Raw genomic sequence first — 18,549 nt, 5'->3', positions numbered from 1 at the left:
CCCCCCCCCCCCGGGACAGACGAGATCGCCGGGCGACCATCGAGGTCGCCCGGCGATTCTTCTTGCCGCTCGTGTGACGATCCGGTCACTCGGCACGTCTCACCAGTGGACCCACCGGTCGCGCTTCGGCGAGCCCGGTGCGGGGCCTCGTGGTCGGTCTCCCTGAACCGGCGGATCACGTGCCCCGGCGACGGTCCGTGCGCTCCCTGATCCAGCGTGCGGGCCGTCGGGTCTGTTCGCTTCTGTCGGTCGCGTCGGTCGGTCAGGCGTTCAGGCCGTCCCGGTCACTCGTCGTCCTCGTCGGCCAGGAAGTCCGCGTACCGGACCTCGTTCTCCGTGGCGCCACTGCCCGGTTCGACGGTCCGCTGCGACAGGTCGTCCCCCGTGATCGCGACGCGTTCTGCGGCCGTGTAGGGCGGCAGGTACTTGCTCGAGTTCATCTTCGAAGCCCCCTTCGTCCCGGCGAACGTAACAGCCCGTGACCGATTGTGGCCAGCGGTGCCGATACTGTCCCCCGCCCGGGCACGGTACGGGGGACGGATGTTCACCAGCGGCGGACCCCATGCGCACGCATGCGGAGCCGAGGCCGGAGGGCAGGTCAGGTCTCCCGCACGACGTCGTCCGGGTCCTTGTCCACGCGCCACCCACGCCACGACGGCTGGCGGAGCCGTCCGTCGCCGGTCCACTCGGCGAACTCGACCTCGCCGACGCGCTTCGGCGTGACCCAGTGCGCATCCCGAGCGTCAGGTCGTGGGACGTCGACGAACGGCGGGGTCTTCCGCTCCAGCGGTGCGAGGACACCGGCGATCTCGTCGAGGTCCCTGTCACGGAACCCGGTGCCGACCTTGCCGACGTACTCCAGCCCGTCGGGGCCCGGCACCCCGAGCAACAGCGACCCGATCCCGCCGGCACGCCGACCGCTGCCCGGTTTCCAGCCGCCGACGATGACTTCCTGCGTTGCGTGGTGCTTGAGCTTCAGCCAGGCCTCGGACCGCCGACCCTCGGCGTACTTCGACGACCGCTTCTTCGCGACCACGCCCTCGAGGCCCTGCTCGCGCGATGCAGCCAGCACCGCGTCGAGGTCGCCCTGCACCGCCGGCGGCACGTCGATCGCACCGCCGGGGTCCACGACCGTCTCGAGTGCCTGCCGCCGGGCGTCGTAGCCGAGCCGCGTGAGCTCGTGCCCGTCCGCCTCGAGCACGTCGAACAGCAGGAACCGCACGGGCGTCGTCTCCTGCGCGCTCCGGACCTCGCGCGCCTTCGTCAGGCCCATGCGGTTCTGGAGCAGCTGGAACGAGGGTCGGCCACGATCGTCGACGGCCACGATCTCACCGTCGAACACGCCGTCCACGCCGGCCCGCTCGCCCAGTTCCTGCAGCTCGGGGTACTGGGCCGTCAGGTCGTTGTCGTTGCGACTGCGCAGGGTCACCGACCCGTCACGGACCGTCGCCAGCGCGCGCACCCCGTCCCACTTCATCTCGAAGGCCCAGTCGGACGGGTCCAGCCGGGGCTCCCCCTTGGCCAGGGTCGCCTGCATCGTCCGGCGCTCCGACGGCGGGGTCTCGGCGTCCGCGGTCCCGCTGATCCGTCGCTGCCCGGTGCGCTGCGCATCGCCGTGGCCGTCCGACGGCCCATCCGACCGTCGCGCCACCGCCGGCCCGGCAGAGCCGCCGCCGTCCGCCAGCCGTTCGGGTTGCTCCTTCGTGCGGTGGATCAGCCAGTTCTTCTCGTCCCCGCCGCCACGGCCGCGGGTGTGCAACAGCGCGAGACGGCGAGCGCCGCCGGCCCGACCGTGCAGGGTGATGATGACCTCCTGCCCCTCGCGCCACTTCTCGAGCTCGTAGGTGCCGTCGTCCCAGATCGTGACCGTGCCGCCGCCGTACTCGTCCTTCGGGATCGTGCCCTCGAACGACCCGTACTCGAGCGGGTGGTCCTCGGTCTGCACGGCCAGGTGGTTCTTGCCCGGGTCGGTCGGCTCGCCCTTCGGCAGGGCCCAGCTCACCAGCACCCCGTCGTGCTCGAGCCGGAAGTCGTAGTGGTCGCGGGTGGCGTGGTGCTCCTGGATGACGAAGGTCGGTGTGCCGTCCTTCCGCACGGTGGGCGCTCCCTCGGGCACGGGCTCCGGCGTCTTCGAGGCGTCCCGCTTCGCCCGGTAGGCGGCGAGCCGGTCACGTGCGGGCTGTTCGGCGTCGTTCGCGCGCTCGGTCCGGTCGCTGTCCCAGTGGCCGTGGTCGTCGCGCCCGACGGCCAGCGAGGCGGAGGCGACCGGGTGCAGGAAGTCCCCACGGGCCTCCAGGCGTTCGAGGACCTCGTCCAACGTGAGCTGCGCGAGCCCGCGTTCCTCGAGTTCCTTCCAGGTGCGGGGCGCCGCGACCGTCGGCCGCTCGCGGCCGCGCAGCGAGTACGGGGCGATGGTCGTCTTGTTGCCGTTGTTCTGCGACCAGTCGACGAAGACCTTGCCCTTCCGCTCGGCACGGCTCATCGACGACAGCACCAGGTCCGGCAGGTCCGTCTCGAGGGCCTTGGCCAACTCGTGGGCGACGTCGGAGACCTGCGCGGTCGTCGCCTTGCCGTCGAGCGCCGCGTACAGGTGGATGCCCTTGGAACCGGACGTCACCGGGTACGGGTCGAGCCCCATGCCGTGCAGGATCTCGCGCGCGGCCACGGCGACCTCGACGCACTCGGGCAGCCCCACGCCCTCGCCCGGGTCGAGGTCGAGGACGAGCCGGTCCGGGTTCTGCTGCGCGCCGCGTGGGCCGAACCGCCACTGCGGGACGTGCAGTTCGAGCGCGGCCTGCTGCGCCATCCACACCAGGGTCGGCAGGTCGTCGACGATCGGGTACTCGTTGTCGTGCTCCGAGTGGTGGATGGTGTGGTGCCGCACCCAGTCGGGTGCCGAGTCGGGCAGGTTCTTCTCGAAGAAGACCTTGCCCTCGACACCGTTGGCCCAGCGCTTCCGGGTCACCGGTCGGTCCTTGACGTGCGGGATCATCCACGGCGCGACTCGCTCGTAGTACTCGATCACCCGCCCCTTCGTGGTGCCGGTCTCGGGGTAGAGCACCTTGTCGGTGTTCGTGAGCGCGAGCCGACGGTCCCCGACCAGGACGACGGTCTTGCGCGAGGCGGGACTCACAGCGCCACCCCGGTCGCTCCCGCCACCGTCAGGGTCGTGCCGGACGTGTACGACGACTCGGGCCCGGCCAGGTAGACGTAGGCACTGCCGAGCTCGACGGGCTGGGCGGGACGGCCGAAGGGGGTGTCCTGGCCGTACGCCGCGATCTCGTCGCCCGGGTAGCTGATCGGCTGCAGGGGCGTCCACACCGGCCCGGGCACCACGGTGTTGGCCCGGATGCCCTTGCTGGCGAGCTGCCGCGCGAGCCCGTTCGTGTAGGTGATGATCGCGGCCTTCGTCGCGGCGTAGTCGATCATGCGGTCCTGCGGCTGGTACGCGGACACCGAGCTGGTCGTGACGATCGAGCTGCCCGGCGCCATGTGCGGGACCGCAGCACGGACGAGCCAGAACAGCGAGTACAGGTTGACCTTCATCGTGCGGTCGAAGTCCTCGGTGCTCTGCACGGTGACGTCCTCGTGCACCTGCTGGTGGCCCGCGACCAGCACGAGCGCGTCCAGGCCGCCGAGCTCGCTGACGGCGTCCTGCACCAGGACGTCGCAGAAGGCCTCGTCCGTCAGGTCGCCGGGCAGCAGCACCGCCTTGCGCCCGAGGTCACCGATGACGTCGCGGACCTGTTCGAGGTCCTCGCGCTCTTCGGGCAGGGCGTTCAGGGCGACGTCGGCGCCCTCCTTCGCCATCGCGATCGCCGCAGCGCGCCCGATGCCGGAGTCCGCGCCCGTGACGAGCACCCGGTACCCGCGCATCCGCCCGGTGCCCAGGTAGCTCGTCTCGCCGTGGTCGGGGGCTGGGTCCATCGCACTCGCCAGCCCGGACCCCTGCTGGGTCTGCGCGGGGAACGGCGGACGGGGGAACTGGTCGCGCGGATCCTGCTTGTCGAGCTGGCTCATGGGCCCATCGTGCTCGCGCCGGCCTCGCGGCGGTCCAGCGAACCGGACATCCGTGGAACGATCCCCCGGACGGCGGACCTGTGGAGGAACCGACGGCTCCGGGCACGCACGCGTGCGGGCGGGCATCATGTGCGCATGAGGTCGATCTGGAAGGGCTCCATCGCGTTCGGGCTCGTCAACGTGCCCATCAAGGTCTACGCGGCCACCGAGACGCACGACGTGTCCCTGCACCAGGTCCACGACGACGACAAGGGCCGCATCCGGTACAAGCGGGTGTGCGAGTTCGGCCACGAGGTCGAGTACGCGGACATCCAGCGTGCCTACGACGACGGTGACAAGACCGTGGTGCTCACCGCGGACGACTTCAAGCAGCTCCCCGAGGAGCAGTCGCACGAGGTCGAGGTGCTCGAGTTCGTCCCCGTCGAGCAGGTCGACCCGATGATGTTCGAGAAGACCTACTACCTGGAGCCCGACTCGCGCTCGCCGAAGGCGTACGTGCTGCTGCGCGAGACCCTGGCGAAGACCGACCGCCTGGCGATCGTGCAGTTCACCCTGCGGCAGAAGACCCGGCTCGGGGTGCTCCGGGTGCACGACGAGGTCATCCTGCTGCAGGGGCTGCTCTGGGGCGACGAGGTCCGCGCTGCCGACTTCAAGACCCTCGACACGACGGTGAAGGTCAGCGCCAACGAGCTGAAGATGTCGTCCTCGCTCGTCGAGAGCATGTCCACCGACTTCGACCCCGACCGCTACACCGACTCCTACCAGGAGGAACTGCAGCAGCTGATCGACGCCAAGCTCGAGGCGGGCGACGACATCGATACCGAGAAGACCTTCGGCGCGCAGGACGACGAGGACGACGACGACGAGGGCGGTGACGTGCTCGACCTGATGGCCGCCCTGCGTGCGTCCGTCGACAAGAAGCGGACAGGAGGCTCGGGGTCGCGTTCGTCGTCGACCTCACGGTCGTCGACCGGTTCCGGCTCGGGCACGTCCGGCTCCGGCAGGAAGGCGCCGGCGAAGAAGGCCCCGGCCAAGAAGGCTGCCGAGAGCGCGACGGAGAAGGCCCCCGCGAAGAAGGCCCCGGCCAAGAAGGCGCCGGCGAAGAAGCCCGCCGCGAAGAAGCAGGCGAGCTGACCACTCCCGGGTCAGGCCGCGGCCGACCCGCCGCCCGCCAGGTGCTCGAGCGTGGTGAACACCCCGGCGTACTGCTGGCGGAGCGCTGCCCACCCGGCGCCGGTGTCGATCGACTCCGGGTCCTCGACGGGCACCGCGTACCCGTACTGCGCCCGCGGGACCGGGTCACCCGGCAACCGGAGCTCCTGGGTGAACGCGCCGCTCGCGGCCTCGAAGGTCAGGGTGTGTGAAGCGATGTTCCGGCCCCAGTCCGCGGACGGCCACGACATGAACGCGACGTGCCGCATCCCCTCGGCGGGGTCCGTCGCCGAGACGTAGCAGCCGTGGTGGTCCTCCCCCGGGGACAGGATCGTGTACGTGCCGTTGTCCCGGTAGACGAGCAGGGCCTCGGCGAAGGGCTTCGGGGCGTACATCGCGGTGTAGCGCAGCGCGTGCACGAACTGCGGCCGCCCCAGCGGGACCGTCACGAGTGCGCTGCGGACCGGCCCCTCGCTGGCAGGTGGCTCGCGCGGGGTCGACGCCGCTGCGCCTGCCGGCAGGTGGGCGACGTAGAGCAGCTCGGCGTCCTCCGTGCCGGTGCTGCGGCCGTCGTGCACGATGCGCGGCTCCTCGACCAGGGCCTGCCCCGGCCCGACGACTCGAGTGGCCTCTTCGGTGACGTGCGTCAGCGCGCCGCGCACCACGAGACCCGTCTGGCGCGCGTCGTGCACGTGCCAACCGGTCGACGCACCCACCGGGAGCGTCAGCCGCCGCACCTCGTACGTGCCGCCGTCGGGCCCGTCGACGCTGGCGACGAGGGTGGTGGTGGGCTCGGGATCGGTCATCGGGGTCCTCTCGGTGGCGCGTTCGCCAGATGATCGTCTTGCACCCGCCTGGGACGGCGGTCGAAGGACGACGCGGATCCGTTCAGCCGACGACCGCGGCACGTGTCACGAGCCGGAAACACGGGTCCGGGACACTGGTCGGATGACTCCACAAGAGCCTGGGAGCCTGCAGTCGTCATCCGAGACCGCAGGCCCGCCCGTCACCGTCTCCGTCACCCGCCTGGTCGAACCCGATCGCATCCCCGAGGTCACCCGCTGGGTGCAGTCCGGGGTGAACCTGGCGAACCGCTACCCCGGCTTCCTCGGCTCGGGGTGGGTGCGTTCCACCGCGCAGTCTCGCGAGTGGCACATGCTCTACCGGTTCGCCGACCACGACTCCCTGGCCACGTGGGAGAACTCCGACGACCGGCTGCGCTGGCTCGACCTGGGCCGTGACCTGGTGGTGGAGTCCCGCGTCGAGAAGCGCACCGGCATCGAGGGGTGGTTCGACGTCCCGCAGGACGCCCCGGCCTCGAGCGCTCCCCCGCGGTGGAAGCAGTCCGTGAGCATCTGGCTCGGCTTCTTCCCGGTCAACCTCGCGTTCACGTACCTGACGGCCTGGCTCGTCCCCGCGTTCGCGCACGTCGCGATCCTGCCCCGGGTGCTCATCACGACCGTCGTGCTCACGCCGATCATGACGTTCTGGGTGCTGCCGTTCGTGACGAAGCTGATCCGTCCGTGGCTGCTCGCTCCGCCGAGGTCCGAGCGGGCCTAGCCGACGGCCCCGAGCGGCACGGGCCCGTCGTGGCCGAGGGCGTCCCATCCGATCTGCAGCATGTGCGGCCGGGCCTCCGCCGCGGAAGCCTCGGTCTCGTACGTCAGTGCGAGCATCACGATCGCACCGAACGCCCCGGAGACCCGTGCACGCCGGTCGAGCGGGGTGGCCGTGGCGTCGGCCATGTCGATGCCGAACACGTCGAGGAGCGTCGCTGCGACCGGTTCGAGCCGGACGCCGACGTCGTCCCCGCGTCGCAGGGTGAAGGCCGCGAGCGCGAGCTCAGCCCACCCCGGCCGGACGAGAGCGAGGTCGGCGATGCCCGCGAGCGCCGCGGCGTCGCGGGGCTCCCCCACGGGGGCGGCGGTGGCAGCTGCCCGGATCGCCTCGGTCTGCGCGGTGCACTGCGCGAGCGCGGCCTCGACGAGCAGCTCCTTGCTCGTGAACCGGGCGAGGATGCCCGCCTTCGAGTAGCCGGCCTGGTCGGCGACGGCCTGCACGGCGGTGTCCTTGATGCCGCGTCGGGCGATGAGTCCGGCGGTGATGTCCAGGACGCCCCCGTTGATCTCCTCGGCGGAGGGCCGAGCCCGGCGCGCAGGGCAGGTCACGCGCCGACCGCCGAAGCCCGCGCCGTCCGCAGTCGCCGCGTCCCCGCGACCAGCAGAGTGATCCCGGTCAGGAGCTCCCACGCGACGATCGTGTACACGGACGCACGCTCCCACACGCCGTCGGGGAGCACCTCGATCACCGTCGACGACGAGTCCACGACGAGCATCACGAGGGAGACGAGGCCGACTAGCCCGAGCATGACGCTCGCGATCTGGTAGGCCGCCGGTGCCCGCATGGCCCGGGATCCGATGCCCGCGGTGATCGCCACGAGGTTGCCGGTCGTGATCGCTGCCGCGGCGCCGAGCACGTGGAACACGATGGTGCCGCCGTCGGTGCTCGTCTGGCTGCCGTGGAACGAGCCGACCAGGACCATCCCGACCAGGTGGACCACGGCGAGGACCGCGGTCGCCACCCGCGCACGGCGGGACGCGGCGCGGAACACCACGGCGGCGAGCACCGCTGCGATCCCGAACAGGACGCCCTGTCCGATGAACGTCGTGTTCATGAGCACGTGCAGCGGCGAGTCGATCGACCGCCCCTGGAACGTGCCGACGTCGGGGACCCCGAGGTCGGAGATGTAGTTCGTCGCGTAGCTGTAGCCGGGGAACGCCGACGCCGAGACGGCTTCGCCGACGAGCCATCCGACTCCCGCGACTGTCCAGAGTGCGCCGGGGACGAGCACGCGGGGAGTGTCCGATTTGGTCATGTACTGACCATAACGGTCACTACTGGGAGTTGCCCAGCACCGACAGCTGGTCGAGCCGCTCGAGGATGACGCCCTCGCGCAGCGCCCACGGGCAGATCTCGAGGGCCGGCAGGTCGAAGATGTCCAGGCACGCCTCGGCGACGAGCGCCCCGGGCACGACCTGGTGCGCCCGGCTCGGTGAAACGCCGGGCAGCGCCGCGAGCTCGTCGACCGACATCGTGAGCAGTTCCGGCAGCCGCTGCCGCAGCACCGCGCCGTCGAGCGCGCGCGGCACCAGGGGCCCGGCGGCCGACGGGGCGGCACCGCAGATGCGGGCGATCGACCGGAACGTCTTCGATGTCGCCACGGCCCGGTCCGGGCGGCCCGAGCGGAGCAGCCGTCCGGCGTCCCGGGCGATCTCCACACGGATCTCGTGCCGGATGCGGCGGACGTCGTCCTCGGTCGGGGTGCCGGCCGCGAAGTAGGAGCGCGCCAGGCGTGCGGCGCCGATCGGCATCGACCACGCGACGTCCGGCGCCTCGTCGGCACCGCCGGCGATCTCGAGCGAGCCACCGCCGATGTCGAAGACCGCCAGGCGACCGGCGGACCAGCCGAACCAGCGGCGCACGGCCAGGAACGTCAGCCGGGCCTCGTCGGAGCCGGACAGGACGGCCAGTTCGACCCCGGTGGAGGCCTCGACGTGGGCGAGCACGGCCTCGGAGTTGCCGGCGTCGCGCACCGCCGAGGTGGCGAACGCGAGCATGTCCTCGCAGCCGCGTTCTTCGGCGACGCGGACGGCGTCGGCGACGAAGGTGGTCAGGGCGTCGATGCCCTGCTGGGTCACCGCGCCCGAGTCGTCGAGGTGCTCGGCCAGCCGCAGCGGCTGCTTGAACGAGGACGCCGGCAGCGGCGCGGCGCCGCCGTGGGCGTCCACCACGAGCAGGTGGCCGGTGTTGGACCCGATGTCGAGGACTCCCACGCGCATGGGGACAACGCTAACGGCCTGGAGGCCCGTCCTCCGCCCGCAGGAACGCCTCCAGCTCGGCGGTGGTCGGGTACGAGGCCTGTGCGCCCGGCTTGGTCGCGGCGTACGCCCCGACCCCCACCGCGAACCGAGCGGCGTCGACGAGGGTGTCGCCCGCGGCCAGACGCAGCGCCACCGCCCCCATGAAGGCGTCGCCGCAGCCCGTGGTGTCCACCGGCTCGACCCGCACGGCGTCGATCGACACCGGCTCGGCACCCCCGTCGTGCACGACGCAGCCGGCACCACCACGGGTGACGATCGACCGGGCGACGCCGTGGTCCCCGAGCGCCGCGGCCTCGTGCTCGTTCACGAGCAGGACGTCGGTCAGCTCGAGGAGCTCGGCCGGCACGGCGCCGAACGGCGACAGGTTCGTGAGCACCGTGGCCCCGGCGGCGTGCGCGGCCCGGGCGGCGGCGAGGACGACGTCGATCGACACCTCGAGGCAGAGCCCCAGCACCGCGGCGCCGGCGAAGGCGTCTGTCGGCACGTCGTCCGGTGTCAGCGTGCCGTTCGCCCCGGCGGAGATCACGATGGTGTTCTCGCCTGCGGCGTCGACCGTGATGACGGCGGTACCGGTCGCGACGCCCTCACGGACGGCGACGTGCGTCGTGTCGACACCCGCAGCCGCGACGGAGTCGCGGAGCAGCGCACCGTTCCCGTCGTCGCCGACCGCACCGATCATGCGCACCGTGCCCCCGAGCCTCCCGGCAGCCACCGCCTGGTTGGCGGACTTGCCCCCGGGCAGGATCGCGAGGTCGGAGCCCTGCAGGGTCTCACCGGGCTGGGGGAAGCGCGCGGTGCGGACCACCAGGTCCGCGTTGAGCGACCCGACGACGACGATGCTCTCGGTCAACGGACGGTCTCCTTCTGCGGGGCGACGGACGTGGTCTCGGCGCCCTCCGGACGGGGGATGAGGAACGAGATCGCGAGTGCGACAGTCGTGATCGCGGCCCCGAGCAGCATGCCACCGGAGTACCCGGCGGTGCCCGCGGAACCGCCGACGCCGAGCGCGATCTGCAGCGCGGGCAGGACGGCGAAGCTGACCCCGGCGCCGAGGTTGAACGCACCGGCGTTCAGGCCGGGCAGGAACCCGGGGTTCGACTCCGGCGACAGCACGATGCCCAGGCCGTTCAGGATGATGTTCGCGATGCCGGCGTAGGTGATGCCGATCAGCACGGTCGCGGTGACCAGGACCGGCAGGGAGTGCACCCCGACGAGCGCCATCAGGACGGTCGAGACGATGCTGCCGATCAGGCCGAAGCGCAGGACCGCGCGGTACCCGATGGTCGGGGCGAGGCGCCCGGCGAAGGGTCCGACGATCCAGCCGACCAGCGCGTACGGGGTGAGGAACACGAGCGAGGCCAGGTCGGGTTCCATGCCGAAGCCGGCGTCACCGTTCTGCGCGAGCGAGGTGACCAGGCCGTTGACGACGGCGAAGACGCCGGTCATGGTGAGGAACGTCGTGGCGAGGAGCGCCCAGGTCGCGCGGCGCTTCAGGAACCGGGTCTCGACCAGGGGTTCCCGCACGCGCGACTCGACGGCCCAGAACACCGCGAAGGCGACGAGCGCGACGACGACGCCACCGACCACGAGCACGGGGTTCGCCGCGCCGAGTTTGCCGGCCTCGTTGAACGCCGTGAGCAGCGCACCGACGCTCACCACGAGGGGGACGACGCCGATCCAGTCCATCCGGGTGCCGGCCGAGGGCTTCGACTCGACGCCCCAGACGGCGACCAGGAACAGGGCGAGGACGGTGACGACGGCGATGACCCAGAAGATCCCGCGGAATCCGAAGTTCGTCGCGATCCAGCCGCCGGCCAGGGCGTCGACACCCGCGATGCCACCGTTCACCGCGGTGAGCAGGCCGAGCGCGGCGCCGTAGCGCTTCGGGTCGCTGATCTCGTTGCGCAGGACGAGCAGGCAGATCGGGACGACCGGACCGGTGACGCCCTGGATGATGCGCCCGGCGAACAGCATCGGCACGTTCACCGCGAGCGCGGCGACGATGCTGCCGACGAGCATCACGGCGAGCATGCCGATCAGCACGCGCTTGCGGCCGACGATGTCGGACAGCCGCGGCAGGAACAGCGAGAACAGCGCCGCGAGCGTGAAGTACAGGGTCTGCGACAGCCCGATCGTGGCGTCGTCGGTGTTGAGCTCGCGCGCCATCGTGACGAGGGCGGGGCTCAGCATGCTCGCGTTCAGCTGGAAGGCGATGCACGCGGCGAGGAGCGAGGCGGTGAGGGCGCCGATCGACTTCTTCGTCGAGGTGGTGGTCATGGGGGTTCAGCGCTCCGGGGTCGTGGTGATGCCGGCTTCGACGGCGTCGGCGGCGGCACGTGGGGTCCAGCCGGTGTCGGCCGTCTCGCCGATGCGCTCGAGGGCGTCGACGACGAGGTCCCAGAACCGGCCGTGGTCGAGCTCCATCGCGGCGCTCGTGCGGCAGTCCTCGGGTGCGGGGGCGCGGAAGTCGGCGACGGTCATGCCGAGGGTCAGCGCTCCCTGGGTCTCGACGCGGATCGGGACCTTCACGGCACGGACGATGGTGGGGTCGATCACGTAGGCGACGGCGCAGGGGTCGTGGACCGGCGGGGCGTCGAAGCCCTGGGCGTCCTTGTAGGTCTGGCCGAAGAAGTCGAGCAGCTCGCCGACGAACGCGGCGGGGGCGGTGCCGACGCCGGCGATGCGCGCGGCGACCTCGGGGGTGGCCAGGGCCTGGTGCGTCAGGTCGAGGCCGACCATCACGACGTCCCACCCGGCCTCGAACACGATGGCCGCGGCCTCGGGGTCGATGACGATGTTGAACTCGGCGACCGGGCTCCAGTTGCCGACGTGCACGCCGCCGCCCATGAGCACGACCTGCTTGACGCGCTCGACGATGCGGGGCTCCTTGCGGGCGGCGAGGGCGATGTTCGTCAGGCCGCCGGTCGGCACGAGGGTGACCGTGCCGGGCTCGTGGGCCATCACGGTGTCGATGATCAGGTCGACGGCGTGGCGCTCGTCGAGCTCGAACGACGGCTCGGGGAGCATCGGGCCGTCCAGGCCGCTCTCGCCGTGGATGTCCGGTGCGACCTCGATCTGGCGCAGCAGCGGGCGGGCGGCTCCGGCGGCGAACGGCACCCCGGTGATGCCGGCGATGCGGGCGACGGCCAGGGCGTTGCGGGTGACCTTCGGCAGGGTCTGGTTGCCGACGACGGTGGTCACCGCGAGCAGGTCGATGGCGGGGCTGCCGTGGGCGAGCAGGAGCGCCACGGCGTCGTCGTGGCCGGGGTCGCAGTCGAGGATGATCTTCGCGGCGGGCTGGGTCGCATCGGGCACGCTGGGCGCTCCACTTCTTCGGGGAATCGAGGTGAGTGCTCGACGTGGTGGGGATCCACGGGCCGGCAGAGCGCTGGCGACGCGGCGCGTCAAGCGTTTGACATCGAAACACGTCAAACGCTTGACGTCAAGTTCGACCACCGCGCTCGCTAGCATCGACGAGTGCCCTCCCCCGCCGTTCCGAGCCGTCGTGTGACCGCTGCGATGGTGGCCGAGCGTGCGGGCACGAGCATCGCCACGGTCTCCCTCGTCGTGAACGGCAAGGACCGCGGGCGGGTCTCCGCACCCATCGCCGCACGGGTCCGCGACGCCGTGGACGACCTCGGCTACGTCGTCGACCACGCGGCGAGTTCCCTGGCGCGCGGCAGCGGCGACCTCGTCGTGTTCATCGCCCCCGACCTGTCGAACCCGTTCTTCGCCGAGGTCATCCGTGGCGTCCGCGACACCCTGGGCGACCGGTTCCAGCTCGTGCTCTCCGTCACCGAGCGGGGTGCGCAGCCGGTCGCGGCCGACGTCCGGCGCTTCGAACGGCTCCGCCCAGCCGGCATCCTGGTCGACGCCCCCGCTGCCGACGAGCCGATGTCGGCGAGCGTCCCCGTGGTGCTGCTCGACGCCCCCGGCGGCCCCGAGGCCGTCAACTACGACCTCTCCACCGGCGTGCACGACCTCGTCGCCCACCTGCACGACCAGGGGCACCGGCACGTGGGCTACCTCGACGGCACCTCGAGGGCGGCGACGTTCGGCGTGCGCCGCGAACTGTTCGAGCAGGCCTGCGCGGACGCCGGCATCACGGTCTCCGAGGTCACCGCCCGCGCCGACCTGACCGTGGAGGCCGCGGTTTCGGCCACCGAGCACGTCATCGAGGCCTGGCAGGACGACGACGTCACCGCCATCGTCGCGGCAGCCGACACCCTGGCCTACGGAGTCCTGCGGGTCGCCGGTGCGCTCGGCATCGCCGTCCCCGGAGCACTCGCGGTCGCGGGCTTCGACGACCTGCCGTCCTCGTCGGTCACCGCGCCGGCCCTGACGAGCGTGGCGCTTCCCGGCGCCGACCTCGGTCGCGCTGCGGCACTGCGGCTCCTGGCGACGCTCGACGGCACGGCCGCCGAGCCCGCTGCCCTGCCGACGCGGCTCGTGCCGCGCGCGAGCACCGGGGCGTAGCGCCGGATCACCGCGACCTCACGCGCTCAGCGACAGCTCACGCGCGCTGGAACGCGTGAGGTGTCGCTCAGCACGAAACGCCGGCCGCGGCAGTGAGCGCGACCGGGCGACGGACGGGAGGCGCGGTGCCAGCTGGCACCGCGCCTCCCGTCCGTCAGTCGGTCGCGTCTACCGGTCGGTGTCCCGCCCCGGTGCGGAACCCTCCGTTGCCGCCGCGTGCTCCGCACGCGCCGCGCGCTGCGCCCGCTCGAGCTCGTCCGCCTCGTCGCCGCCGACGGCCTCGCCACGGGCGACCATGCCGGCCGTGTCGGAGAGCTTGATCTGCGGCAGGAAGAGCGCGAGCAGGAACGCCACCGCGATGAACGGCAGCAGGTACCAGAACACCGGTGCGAGCGAGTCGGCGTACGCGTTCACGACACCGTCCTGCACCGCAGGAGGCAAGCCCGCGACGGTCGACGGGTCGATGCTCCCCGCCGAGGACGCCGCATCGGTCGCCGAACCGCCGGCACCGCGGAACACGTCGGTCAGCGACGTCGTGAGCCGCGCGGTGAAGAGCGCGCCGAAGACGGCCGTGCCGAGGGAGGCGCCGACCTCGCGGAAGTAGTTGTTCGTCGACGTGGCGGTACCGACCTGCTCGGCGGGGACGGCGTTCTGCGCGACGAGGACGACCACCTGCATGATCAGGCCGAGCCCCGCACCGAAGACGAACAGGTACGCGCAGATGAGCCAGATCGGGGTGTCCGCCGCCAGCTGGGTCATCGCGAGCATCGCGATGGCCACCAGGACCGTGCCGACGATCGGGAACATCCGGTAGCGCCCGGTCTTGGTGATGAGGACACCCGAGGCGATCGAGGTGCCGATCAGACCGGCCATCATCGGCAGCATCAGCAGGCCGGAGACCGCAGCCGAGGTGCCGGAGGCCATCTGCAGGAACGTCGGGACGAAGCCGATCGCGGCGAACATGCCGATGCCGAGCACGAGGCCGATGCCGGTCGCCAGCAGGAAGGTGCGGTTGCGGAAGAACGACAGCGGGAGCACGGGGTCCTGCGCACGGGACTCGACGAACACCAGGAGCGCTGCCGAGACGACGAGACCGGCGAACCAGGCCCAGGTCTCGGGGGCGTCCCAGCCGTGGTCCTTGCTGCCGCCGAACTCCGAGAAGAACACCAGGCACGTGGTCGCGGCGGACATGAACAGCACGCCGAGGACGTCGATGCGCTTCGTCGCCTTCTTGTTCGGCAGGGTCAGCGCGAACCACGCCACGAAGAACGCCGCGATGCCGACCGGGATGTTGATGTAGAACGCCCAGTTCCACGTGAGGTGGTCCACGAAGAAACCACCGAGCAGCGGCCCACCGATGGCGGACAGGCCGAAGATCGCACCGAGCGGGCCGAGGTACTTGCCGCGCTGCGAGGCCGGGACGATGTCCGCGATGATCGCCTGCGACAGGATCATCAGGCCACCGCCGCCGAGCCCCTGCATGGCGCGGAACGCCACGAGCTGCGTGAAGTCCGTGGCGAACGCGCACCCGGCCGACGCGATGGTGAACAGCGCGATCGCGATGAGGAACAGGTTGCGGCGACCGAGGACGTCGCCGAACTTGCCGTAGACGGGCATCACGATGGTGGAGGCGAGCAGGTACCCGGTCGTCAGCCAGGCCTGGTGCGCGACGCCGCCGAGTTCGCCGACGATGGTCGGCATCGCGGTGGAGACGATGGTCTGGTCGAGGCTGGAGAGCAGCATCCCCGCGATCAGGGCGGAGAAGATGATCCAGATGCGACGCTGCGTCAGGAGCAGCGGGCCGTCGGAGCCTGGGCGGGCACGCTTGGTGGTGCCCGGCGCGGTGGCGCTCATGTGGTGTGTTCCCGTTCGGTCGTGGTGACCGCCCTGAGCAGGCGGAGGTTCTCGGTGAGCAGTTCGTCGAACGTCGGCCCGGTGGCCTCGTCGAACGCGTCGTCGAAGTACTCGGTCGCGGTGGCCTTCATCAAGGCGGCCGCAGCCTCGGTGACCAGGCGCGGTCGGCGGTCGGCGGGGTCGTCCCACCCGAACCGTCGCCGCAGGGCCACGGTGACCCGGGCGAGCTGCACGTCGGTCGCCGACAGGAACCGTGCGACGAGTGCCGGCTCCCGCTCGAACACCCGGCGGACCAGGGCTTCGTCGGCGCGGGCGATGCCGACCCGGTGGAACTGGTCGATCGCCAGCGCGACGATCGACCCGAGGGGGTCCAGCTCGCCGGGGACGATCCCGCCCGCGGCGTAGGCGTCGATCGCCTCGACGTCGGCGTTGAGCTCGATGCCGAGCACGGCGTCGTCCTTCGACCCGAAGTGGTTGAAGAACGTGCGGCGCGACACCCCGACGGTCTCGCAGAGCTGCTCGATCGTGAAGCCGTGCAGCCCGTGTTCGACCGTCGCCCGACGTGCCTCGACGATCATGCGTCGACGCAGTGCGCGGGTGCGTTCGGTGGTGCTCACCGAGCAAGAATTGCACTCTCCTGCTGAAAGTGCAATACAGGACGGGGCCGGGCTACACGGCCTTCTCGAAGCAGAACGACCACGGCATCGTCGCGACGTAGGGCTCGTAGACGTCGATCTGGTCCCAGCCGGTCTTGCGGTAGAGCGCCACGGCGTCGGGCTGCTTGTCGCCGGTCTGCAGGATGAGCCGCGGGGCGCCGAGTTCACGGCCGACGCGCTCGCACTCGTCGAGCAGCGCGGTGGCCGCACCCTTGCCACGCGCGGAGGCCAGCACGATGAGACGCTTCAGTTCGACCTCGTCGCCCAGACGTCGGACGGCGATGTGCCCGACCGGTTCGCCGGACTCGTCGAGAGCCAGGATCGAGGTGACGACGGTCGACGGGTCGACGCTCAGCGCACGACTCCGCTCGGCGGTGACCGCCGGGTCCTCGCCGGCGTTCGCCGACCCGTAGCGCTCGTGCATCTCGTCGTCCATGCGGGCGCGGAGCACCACGCTGCGGGGGTCGTCCCAGGACACGCGTTCGATCGTGATCACGAACGTCGATCCTGGCACGGGCGACCGACGACGCGGAAACCGAGGCGCCCGTCGGGCGCGACCGGCGACGCCCGTCAGGCGCGACCGGCACCGCCCGTCGGGCGCGACCGGCACCGCCCGTCAGTCGCGCTGGCCGAGTGCCGCGATCGGGCCCTCGCCGGCGCGGAACGCCGCGAGCACGGCCGCCGCGTCGTCGTACACCTCTGCCGCCCCGGCACCGCGGAGCTCGTCGCCGCCGATGCCGCCGGTCATCACGCCGACGCACGGTACCCCCACCTTGCCGGCGGACTCGACGTCCCACATGGCATCCCCGACCATCACGGCATCGTCGGCGGAGACCCCGGCCTTGTCGAGCGCGACCCGGATGATGCCGGGGTCCGGCTTCGCCTGCTCGACGTCCTCGGAGCTGGTCTCGGCGGTGACCCACTCGCCCGCGTCGAGCAGGTCGCGCAGGCGGGCGAGTTCGTGCTCGGGCGCGCTGGTCGCCAGGACCACGGCGTGCCCGGCCTCGGCGACGGCCTGCAGGAGTTCGCGTGCACCCGGCAGCAGCCGGAGCCGCGGCATCTGCTCGGCGTAGTAGGCGGTGTGGAACTGCTTCGCGGTGTCGCGGGTCTCCTGGGACGCGTCCGGCAGCAGCGTCTCGAGCAGCTTCGCCGAGTCCATCCCGATCGCGCGGTGGATCCGCCAGGCGTCGACGGACTCCCCCGCCGCCAGGAACGCCCGCCACCACGCGTCGATGTGCGCGTAGTTCGAGTCGGCGAGGGTGCCGTCGATGTCGAAGAGGACTGCTGTCGTGGGTGCGTCGGCCATCCCACCATGCTGCTCGGGAGGCCCGGATCGCCTCCCAGGGGCCGCCCGCGTCCGTCAGACGGTGATCGTCTCCCCCGCCGGCAGGATCAGGACGGGCACCGGTCCGAGACCGTCCGGCCCGAGGAACCGCGCGGCGGACTGCTGGCCGAGCTCGCTCAGCATCGCCTCGTGGATCTGCACGGCCCGCTCCGGCGCCACGGCGCGCACGTAGTCGACGGCCTGGGCGGTGTTCGTCCACGGCCCGCTCGTCGGCAGCAGCAGGGTCGGCACCGGGACACCGGGCTCGAGGTACGCGTCGCCCGGGTGGAACACCGCGTCGTCCACCAGGTAGCCGACGTTCGCGGTGGACGGGATGTCGGGGTGGATGACCGCGTGCTGCTCGCCGAAGACCCGGACGGAGAACGGTCCGACGGTGATCGTGTCGCCGGCGCGCACCGCTGCGACCCGGCCGTGGTGTTCGCCGAGCTGCTCGACGACGGTCTCCGGACCGCGGACGACGAGGTCCGGGTTCGCGGCGAGCCCCGCGCGCAGGGCGTCGATGTCGAAGTGGTCGGGGTGGTCGTGCGTGACGAGGACGCCCGCGGCGCCGCGGACGAGGTCGACGGCCTCGGGCGTGAACACCCCGGGGTCGATGACGAGGGTGACGCCGTCCTGCTCGAGGACGACGGTGGCGTGGTTGTACTTCGTCAACTCCATGCGCACAACTGTACAGCCGTGTTGTACTTCTGCGATCGCCCAGAAGGTGAGGAGTCGTTCAGTCAGCCCGGCGCGCGACCCGCTCGAACAGCTCGGGCAGACGGCGGAGCAGCGCACGCTCCTCGGCGTCGGTCTCCTCGCGGATCGCGTCGGCCAGCCAGTCCGTGCGGGCGTCCATGTCGCGCTGCAGTGCGGCCCGGCCGGCGTCCGTGATCCGGATGACCGACGCTCGGCGGTCGGTGTCCGACGCCGTCCGGTCGACGTACCCGAGCTCGGCCAGTTCGCCGACCGTGCGGGACTGCCCCTGGTGCTTCACCCCGCGGCGGCGCGCGAGTTCCGCGATCGTCATCGGGCCCTCGCGGTGCAGGAACCCGAGGGTGGTGGTGTGCGTGGCCGGCAGCGCGTCCGCCTCGCGTCGTGCGGCACGCACGACCCGGCCGATGGACTGTCGGAGCTCCGCAGCGAGCTCGTCGATCGGGTCCATGCCCGGAACGCTACCGCTTCACGG

The 18,549-nt window shown here is 71.7% G+C and carries 19 protein-coding genes; 3 read left to right on the top strand and 16 right to left on the bottom strand.

What is annotated here, in order from left to right; genetic code table 11:
- Positions 1–284 precede the first annotated feature (284 nt).
- From BIU91_RS18860 to BIU91_RS07395, 3 genes are all read right to left on the bottom strand, one after another.
- On the bottom strand, positions 285–440 hold the full coding sequence (locus BIU91_RS18860; protein ID WP_171907794.1) for a hypothetical protein: 156 nt from the start codon (positions 438–440) through the stop codon (positions 285–287).
- Positions 441–598: 158 nt separating this feature from the next.
- Entirely contained in the window at positions 599–3,133 is a 2,535-nt protein-coding gene (locus BIU91_RS07400) for an ATP-dependent DNA ligase (protein ID WP_071404868.1), read from the bottom strand.
- Positions 3,130–4,020: an SDR family oxidoreductase gene (locus BIU91_RS07395; RefSeq protein WP_071404867.1), complete on the bottom strand. Its 891-nt coding sequence runs from the start codon at positions 4,018–4,020 to the stop codon at positions 3,130–3,132. Before BIU91_RS07395 ends, BIU91_RS07400 begins: the two co-directional genes overlap by 4 nt.
- A 135-nt stretch (positions 4,021–4,155) precedes the next feature.
- On the opposite strand from BIU91_RS07395, the gene BIU91_RS07390 reads away from it, so the two are divergent.
- Positions 4,156–5,154 carry a Ku protein gene (locus tag BIU91_RS07390; RefSeq protein ID WP_071404866.1) on the top strand — a complete coding sequence of 333 codons (999 nt, stop codon included), beginning with the start codon at positions 4,156–4,158 and terminating at the stop codon, positions 5,152–5,154.
- An 11-nt stretch (positions 5,155–5,165) separates the two neighbouring features.
- Here the strand turns inward: BIU91_RS07390 and BIU91_RS19330 are convergent, their stop codons facing one another.
- On the bottom strand, positions 5,166–5,978 hold the full coding sequence (locus BIU91_RS19330) for a cupin domain-containing protein (protein WP_084740812.1): 813 nt from the start codon (positions 5,976–5,978) through the stop codon (positions 5,166–5,168).
- A 142-nt stretch (positions 5,979–6,120) separates the two neighbouring features.
- On the opposite strand from BIU91_RS19330, the gene BIU91_RS07380 reads away from it, so the two are divergent.
- Positions 6,121–6,732 (top strand): antibiotic biosynthesis monooxygenase, encoded by a 612-nt coding sequence (locus BIU91_RS07380; protein WP_035809639.1) that lies wholly within the window; start codon positions 6,121–6,123, stop codon positions 6,730–6,732.
- On the opposite strand, the gene BIU91_RS07375 is transcribed toward BIU91_RS07380, so the two are convergent.
- The 6 genes from BIU91_RS07375 to BIU91_RS07350 are packed head-to-tail and all read right to left on the bottom strand — an operon-like array spanning position 6,729 to position 12,368.
- The gene (locus BIU91_RS07375) at positions 6,729–7,340 is read right to left on the bottom strand and encodes a helix-turn-helix domain-containing protein (RefSeq protein ID WP_071404865.1); all 612 of its coding nucleotides are present in this window, start codon (positions 7,338–7,340) and stop codon (positions 6,729–6,731) included. The two genes, BIU91_RS07380 and BIU91_RS07375, sit on opposite strands and share 4 nt — an antisense overlap.
- Entirely contained in the window at positions 7,337–8,047 is a 711-nt protein-coding gene (locus BIU91_RS07370) for a DUF998 domain-containing protein (RefSeq protein WP_071404864.1), read from the bottom strand. Before BIU91_RS07370 ends, BIU91_RS07375 begins: the two co-directional genes overlap by 4 nt.
- A gap of 19 nt (positions 8,048–8,066) precedes the next feature.
- A complete protein-coding gene (locus tag BIU91_RS07365; protein WP_071404863.1) occupies positions 8,067–9,011 on the bottom strand; it encodes a Ppx/GppA phosphatase family protein in 945 nt (314 codons plus the stop codon).
- A gap of 10 nt (positions 9,012–9,021) precedes the next feature.
- Entirely contained in the window at positions 9,022–9,903 is an 882-nt protein-coding gene (locus BIU91_RS07360) for a ribokinase (protein ID WP_071404862.1), read from the bottom strand.
- Positions 9,900–11,330, bottom strand: coding sequence for an MFS transporter (locus BIU91_RS07355; RefSeq protein WP_071404861.1), 1,431 nt, complete (start codon positions 11,328–11,330; stop codon positions 9,900–9,902). The genes BIU91_RS07360 and BIU91_RS07355 overlap by 4 nt, the downstream gene beginning before the upstream one ends.
- Positions 11,331–11,336: 6 nt before the next feature.
- Positions 11,337–12,368, bottom strand: coding sequence for a nucleoside hydrolase (locus BIU91_RS07350; RefSeq protein WP_071404860.1), 1,032 nt, complete (start codon positions 12,366–12,368; stop codon positions 11,337–11,339).
- Between the two features lie 162 nt (positions 12,369–12,530).
- On the opposite strand from BIU91_RS07350, the gene BIU91_RS07345 reads away from it, so the two are divergent.
- Entirely contained in the window at positions 12,531–13,529 is a 999-nt protein-coding gene (locus tag BIU91_RS07345; protein WP_253183705.1) for a LacI family DNA-binding transcriptional regulator, read from the top strand.
- A gap of 168 nt (positions 13,530–13,697) precedes the next feature.
- Here the strand turns inward: BIU91_RS07345 and BIU91_RS07340 are convergent, their stop codons facing one another.
- The 6 genes from BIU91_RS07340 to BIU91_RS07315 all read right to left on the bottom strand — a co-directional run bounded on the left by BIU91_RS07340 (position 13,698) and on the right by BIU91_RS07315 (position 18,525).
- A complete protein-coding gene (locus BIU91_RS07340; protein WP_071404859.1) occupies positions 13,698–15,383 on the bottom strand; it encodes an MDR family MFS transporter in 1,686 nt (561 codons plus the stop codon).
- Positions 15,380–16,000 (bottom strand): TetR/AcrR family transcriptional regulator, encoded by a 621-nt coding sequence (locus BIU91_RS07335; protein WP_071404858.1) that lies wholly within the window; start codon positions 15,998–16,000, stop codon positions 15,380–15,382. The genes BIU91_RS07340 and BIU91_RS07335 overlap by 4 nt, the downstream gene beginning before the upstream one ends.
- A 52-nt stretch (positions 16,001–16,052) precedes the next feature.
- Entirely contained in the window at positions 16,053–16,535 is a 483-nt protein-coding gene (locus BIU91_RS07330) for a GNAT family N-acetyltransferase (RefSeq protein ID WP_084740806.1), read from the bottom strand.
- Between the two features lie 120 nt (positions 16,536–16,655).
- The gene (locus BIU91_RS07325; RefSeq protein ID WP_071404856.1) at positions 16,656–17,345 is read right to left on the bottom strand and encodes an HAD family hydrolase; all 690 of its coding nucleotides are present in this window, start codon (positions 17,343–17,345) and stop codon (positions 16,656–16,658) included.
- Between the two features lie 54 nt (positions 17,346–17,399).
- On the bottom strand, positions 17,400–18,041 hold the full coding sequence (locus BIU91_RS07320; RefSeq protein WP_071404855.1) for an MBL fold metallo-hydrolase: 642 nt from the start codon (positions 18,039–18,041) through the stop codon (positions 17,400–17,402).
- Positions 18,042–18,099: 58 nt separating this feature from the next.
- Complete coding sequence (locus BIU91_RS07315; protein ID WP_071245883.1) at positions 18,100–18,525, bottom strand: MarR family transcriptional regulator; 426 nt, start codon at positions 18,523–18,525, stop codon at positions 18,100–18,102.
- Positions 18,526–18,549 lie beyond the last annotated feature (24 nt).

Source organism: Curtobacterium sp. MMLR14_002 (genome assembly GCF_001864975.1).
GTDB lineage: Bacteria > Actinomycetota > Actinomycetes > Actinomycetales > Microbacteriaceae > Curtobacterium > Curtobacterium flaccumfaciens.
This window is presented reverse-complemented; position numbering and strand designations above follow the sequence as displayed.

Coding starts and splice junctions, on each gene's coding strand:
- BIU91_RS18860 (WP_171907794.1), bottom strand. CDS start 440: ATGAACTCGAGCAAGTACCTGCCGCCCTACACGGCCGCAGAACGCGTC.
- BIU91_RS07395 (WP_071404867.1), bottom strand. CDS start 4,020: ATGAGCCAGCTCGACAAGCAGGATCCGCGCGACCAGTTCCCCCGTCCG.
- BIU91_RS07390 (WP_071404866.1), top strand. CDS start 4,156: ATGAGGTCGATCTGGAAGGGCTCCATCGCGTTCGGGCTCGTCAACGTG.
- BIU91_RS19330 (WP_084740812.1), bottom strand. CDS start 5,978: ATGACCGATCCCGAGCCCACCACCACCCTCGTCGCCAGCGTCGACGGG.
- BIU91_RS07380 (WP_035809639.1), top strand. CDS start 6,121: ATGACTCCACAAGAGCCTGGGAGCCTGCAGTCGTCATCCGAGACCGCA.
- BIU91_RS07370 (WP_071404864.1), bottom strand. CDS start 8,047: ATGACCAAATCGGACACTCCCCGCGTGCTCGTCCCCGGCGCACTCTGG.
- BIU91_RS07365 (WP_071404863.1), bottom strand. CDS start 9,011: ATGCGCGTGGGAGTCCTCGACATCGGGTCCAACACCGGCCACCTGCTC.
- BIU91_RS07355 (WP_071404861.1), bottom strand. CDS start 11,330: ATGACCACCACCTCGACGAAGAAGTCGATCGGCGCCCTCACCGCCTCG.
- BIU91_RS07340 (WP_071404859.1), bottom strand. CDS start 15,383: ATGAGCGCCACCGCGCCGGGCACCACCAAGCGTGCCCGCCCAGGCTCC.
- BIU91_RS07325 (WP_071404856.1), bottom strand. CDS start 17,345: ATGGCCGACGCACCCACGACAGCAGTCCTCTTCGACATCGACGGCACC.
- BIU91_RS07320 (WP_071404855.1), bottom strand. CDS start 18,041: ATGGAGTTGACGAAGTACAACCACGCCACCGTCGTCCTCGAGCAGGAC.
- BIU91_RS07315 (WP_071245883.1), bottom strand. CDS start 18,525: ATGGACCCGATCGACGAGCTCGCTGCGGAGCTCCGACAGTCCATCGGC.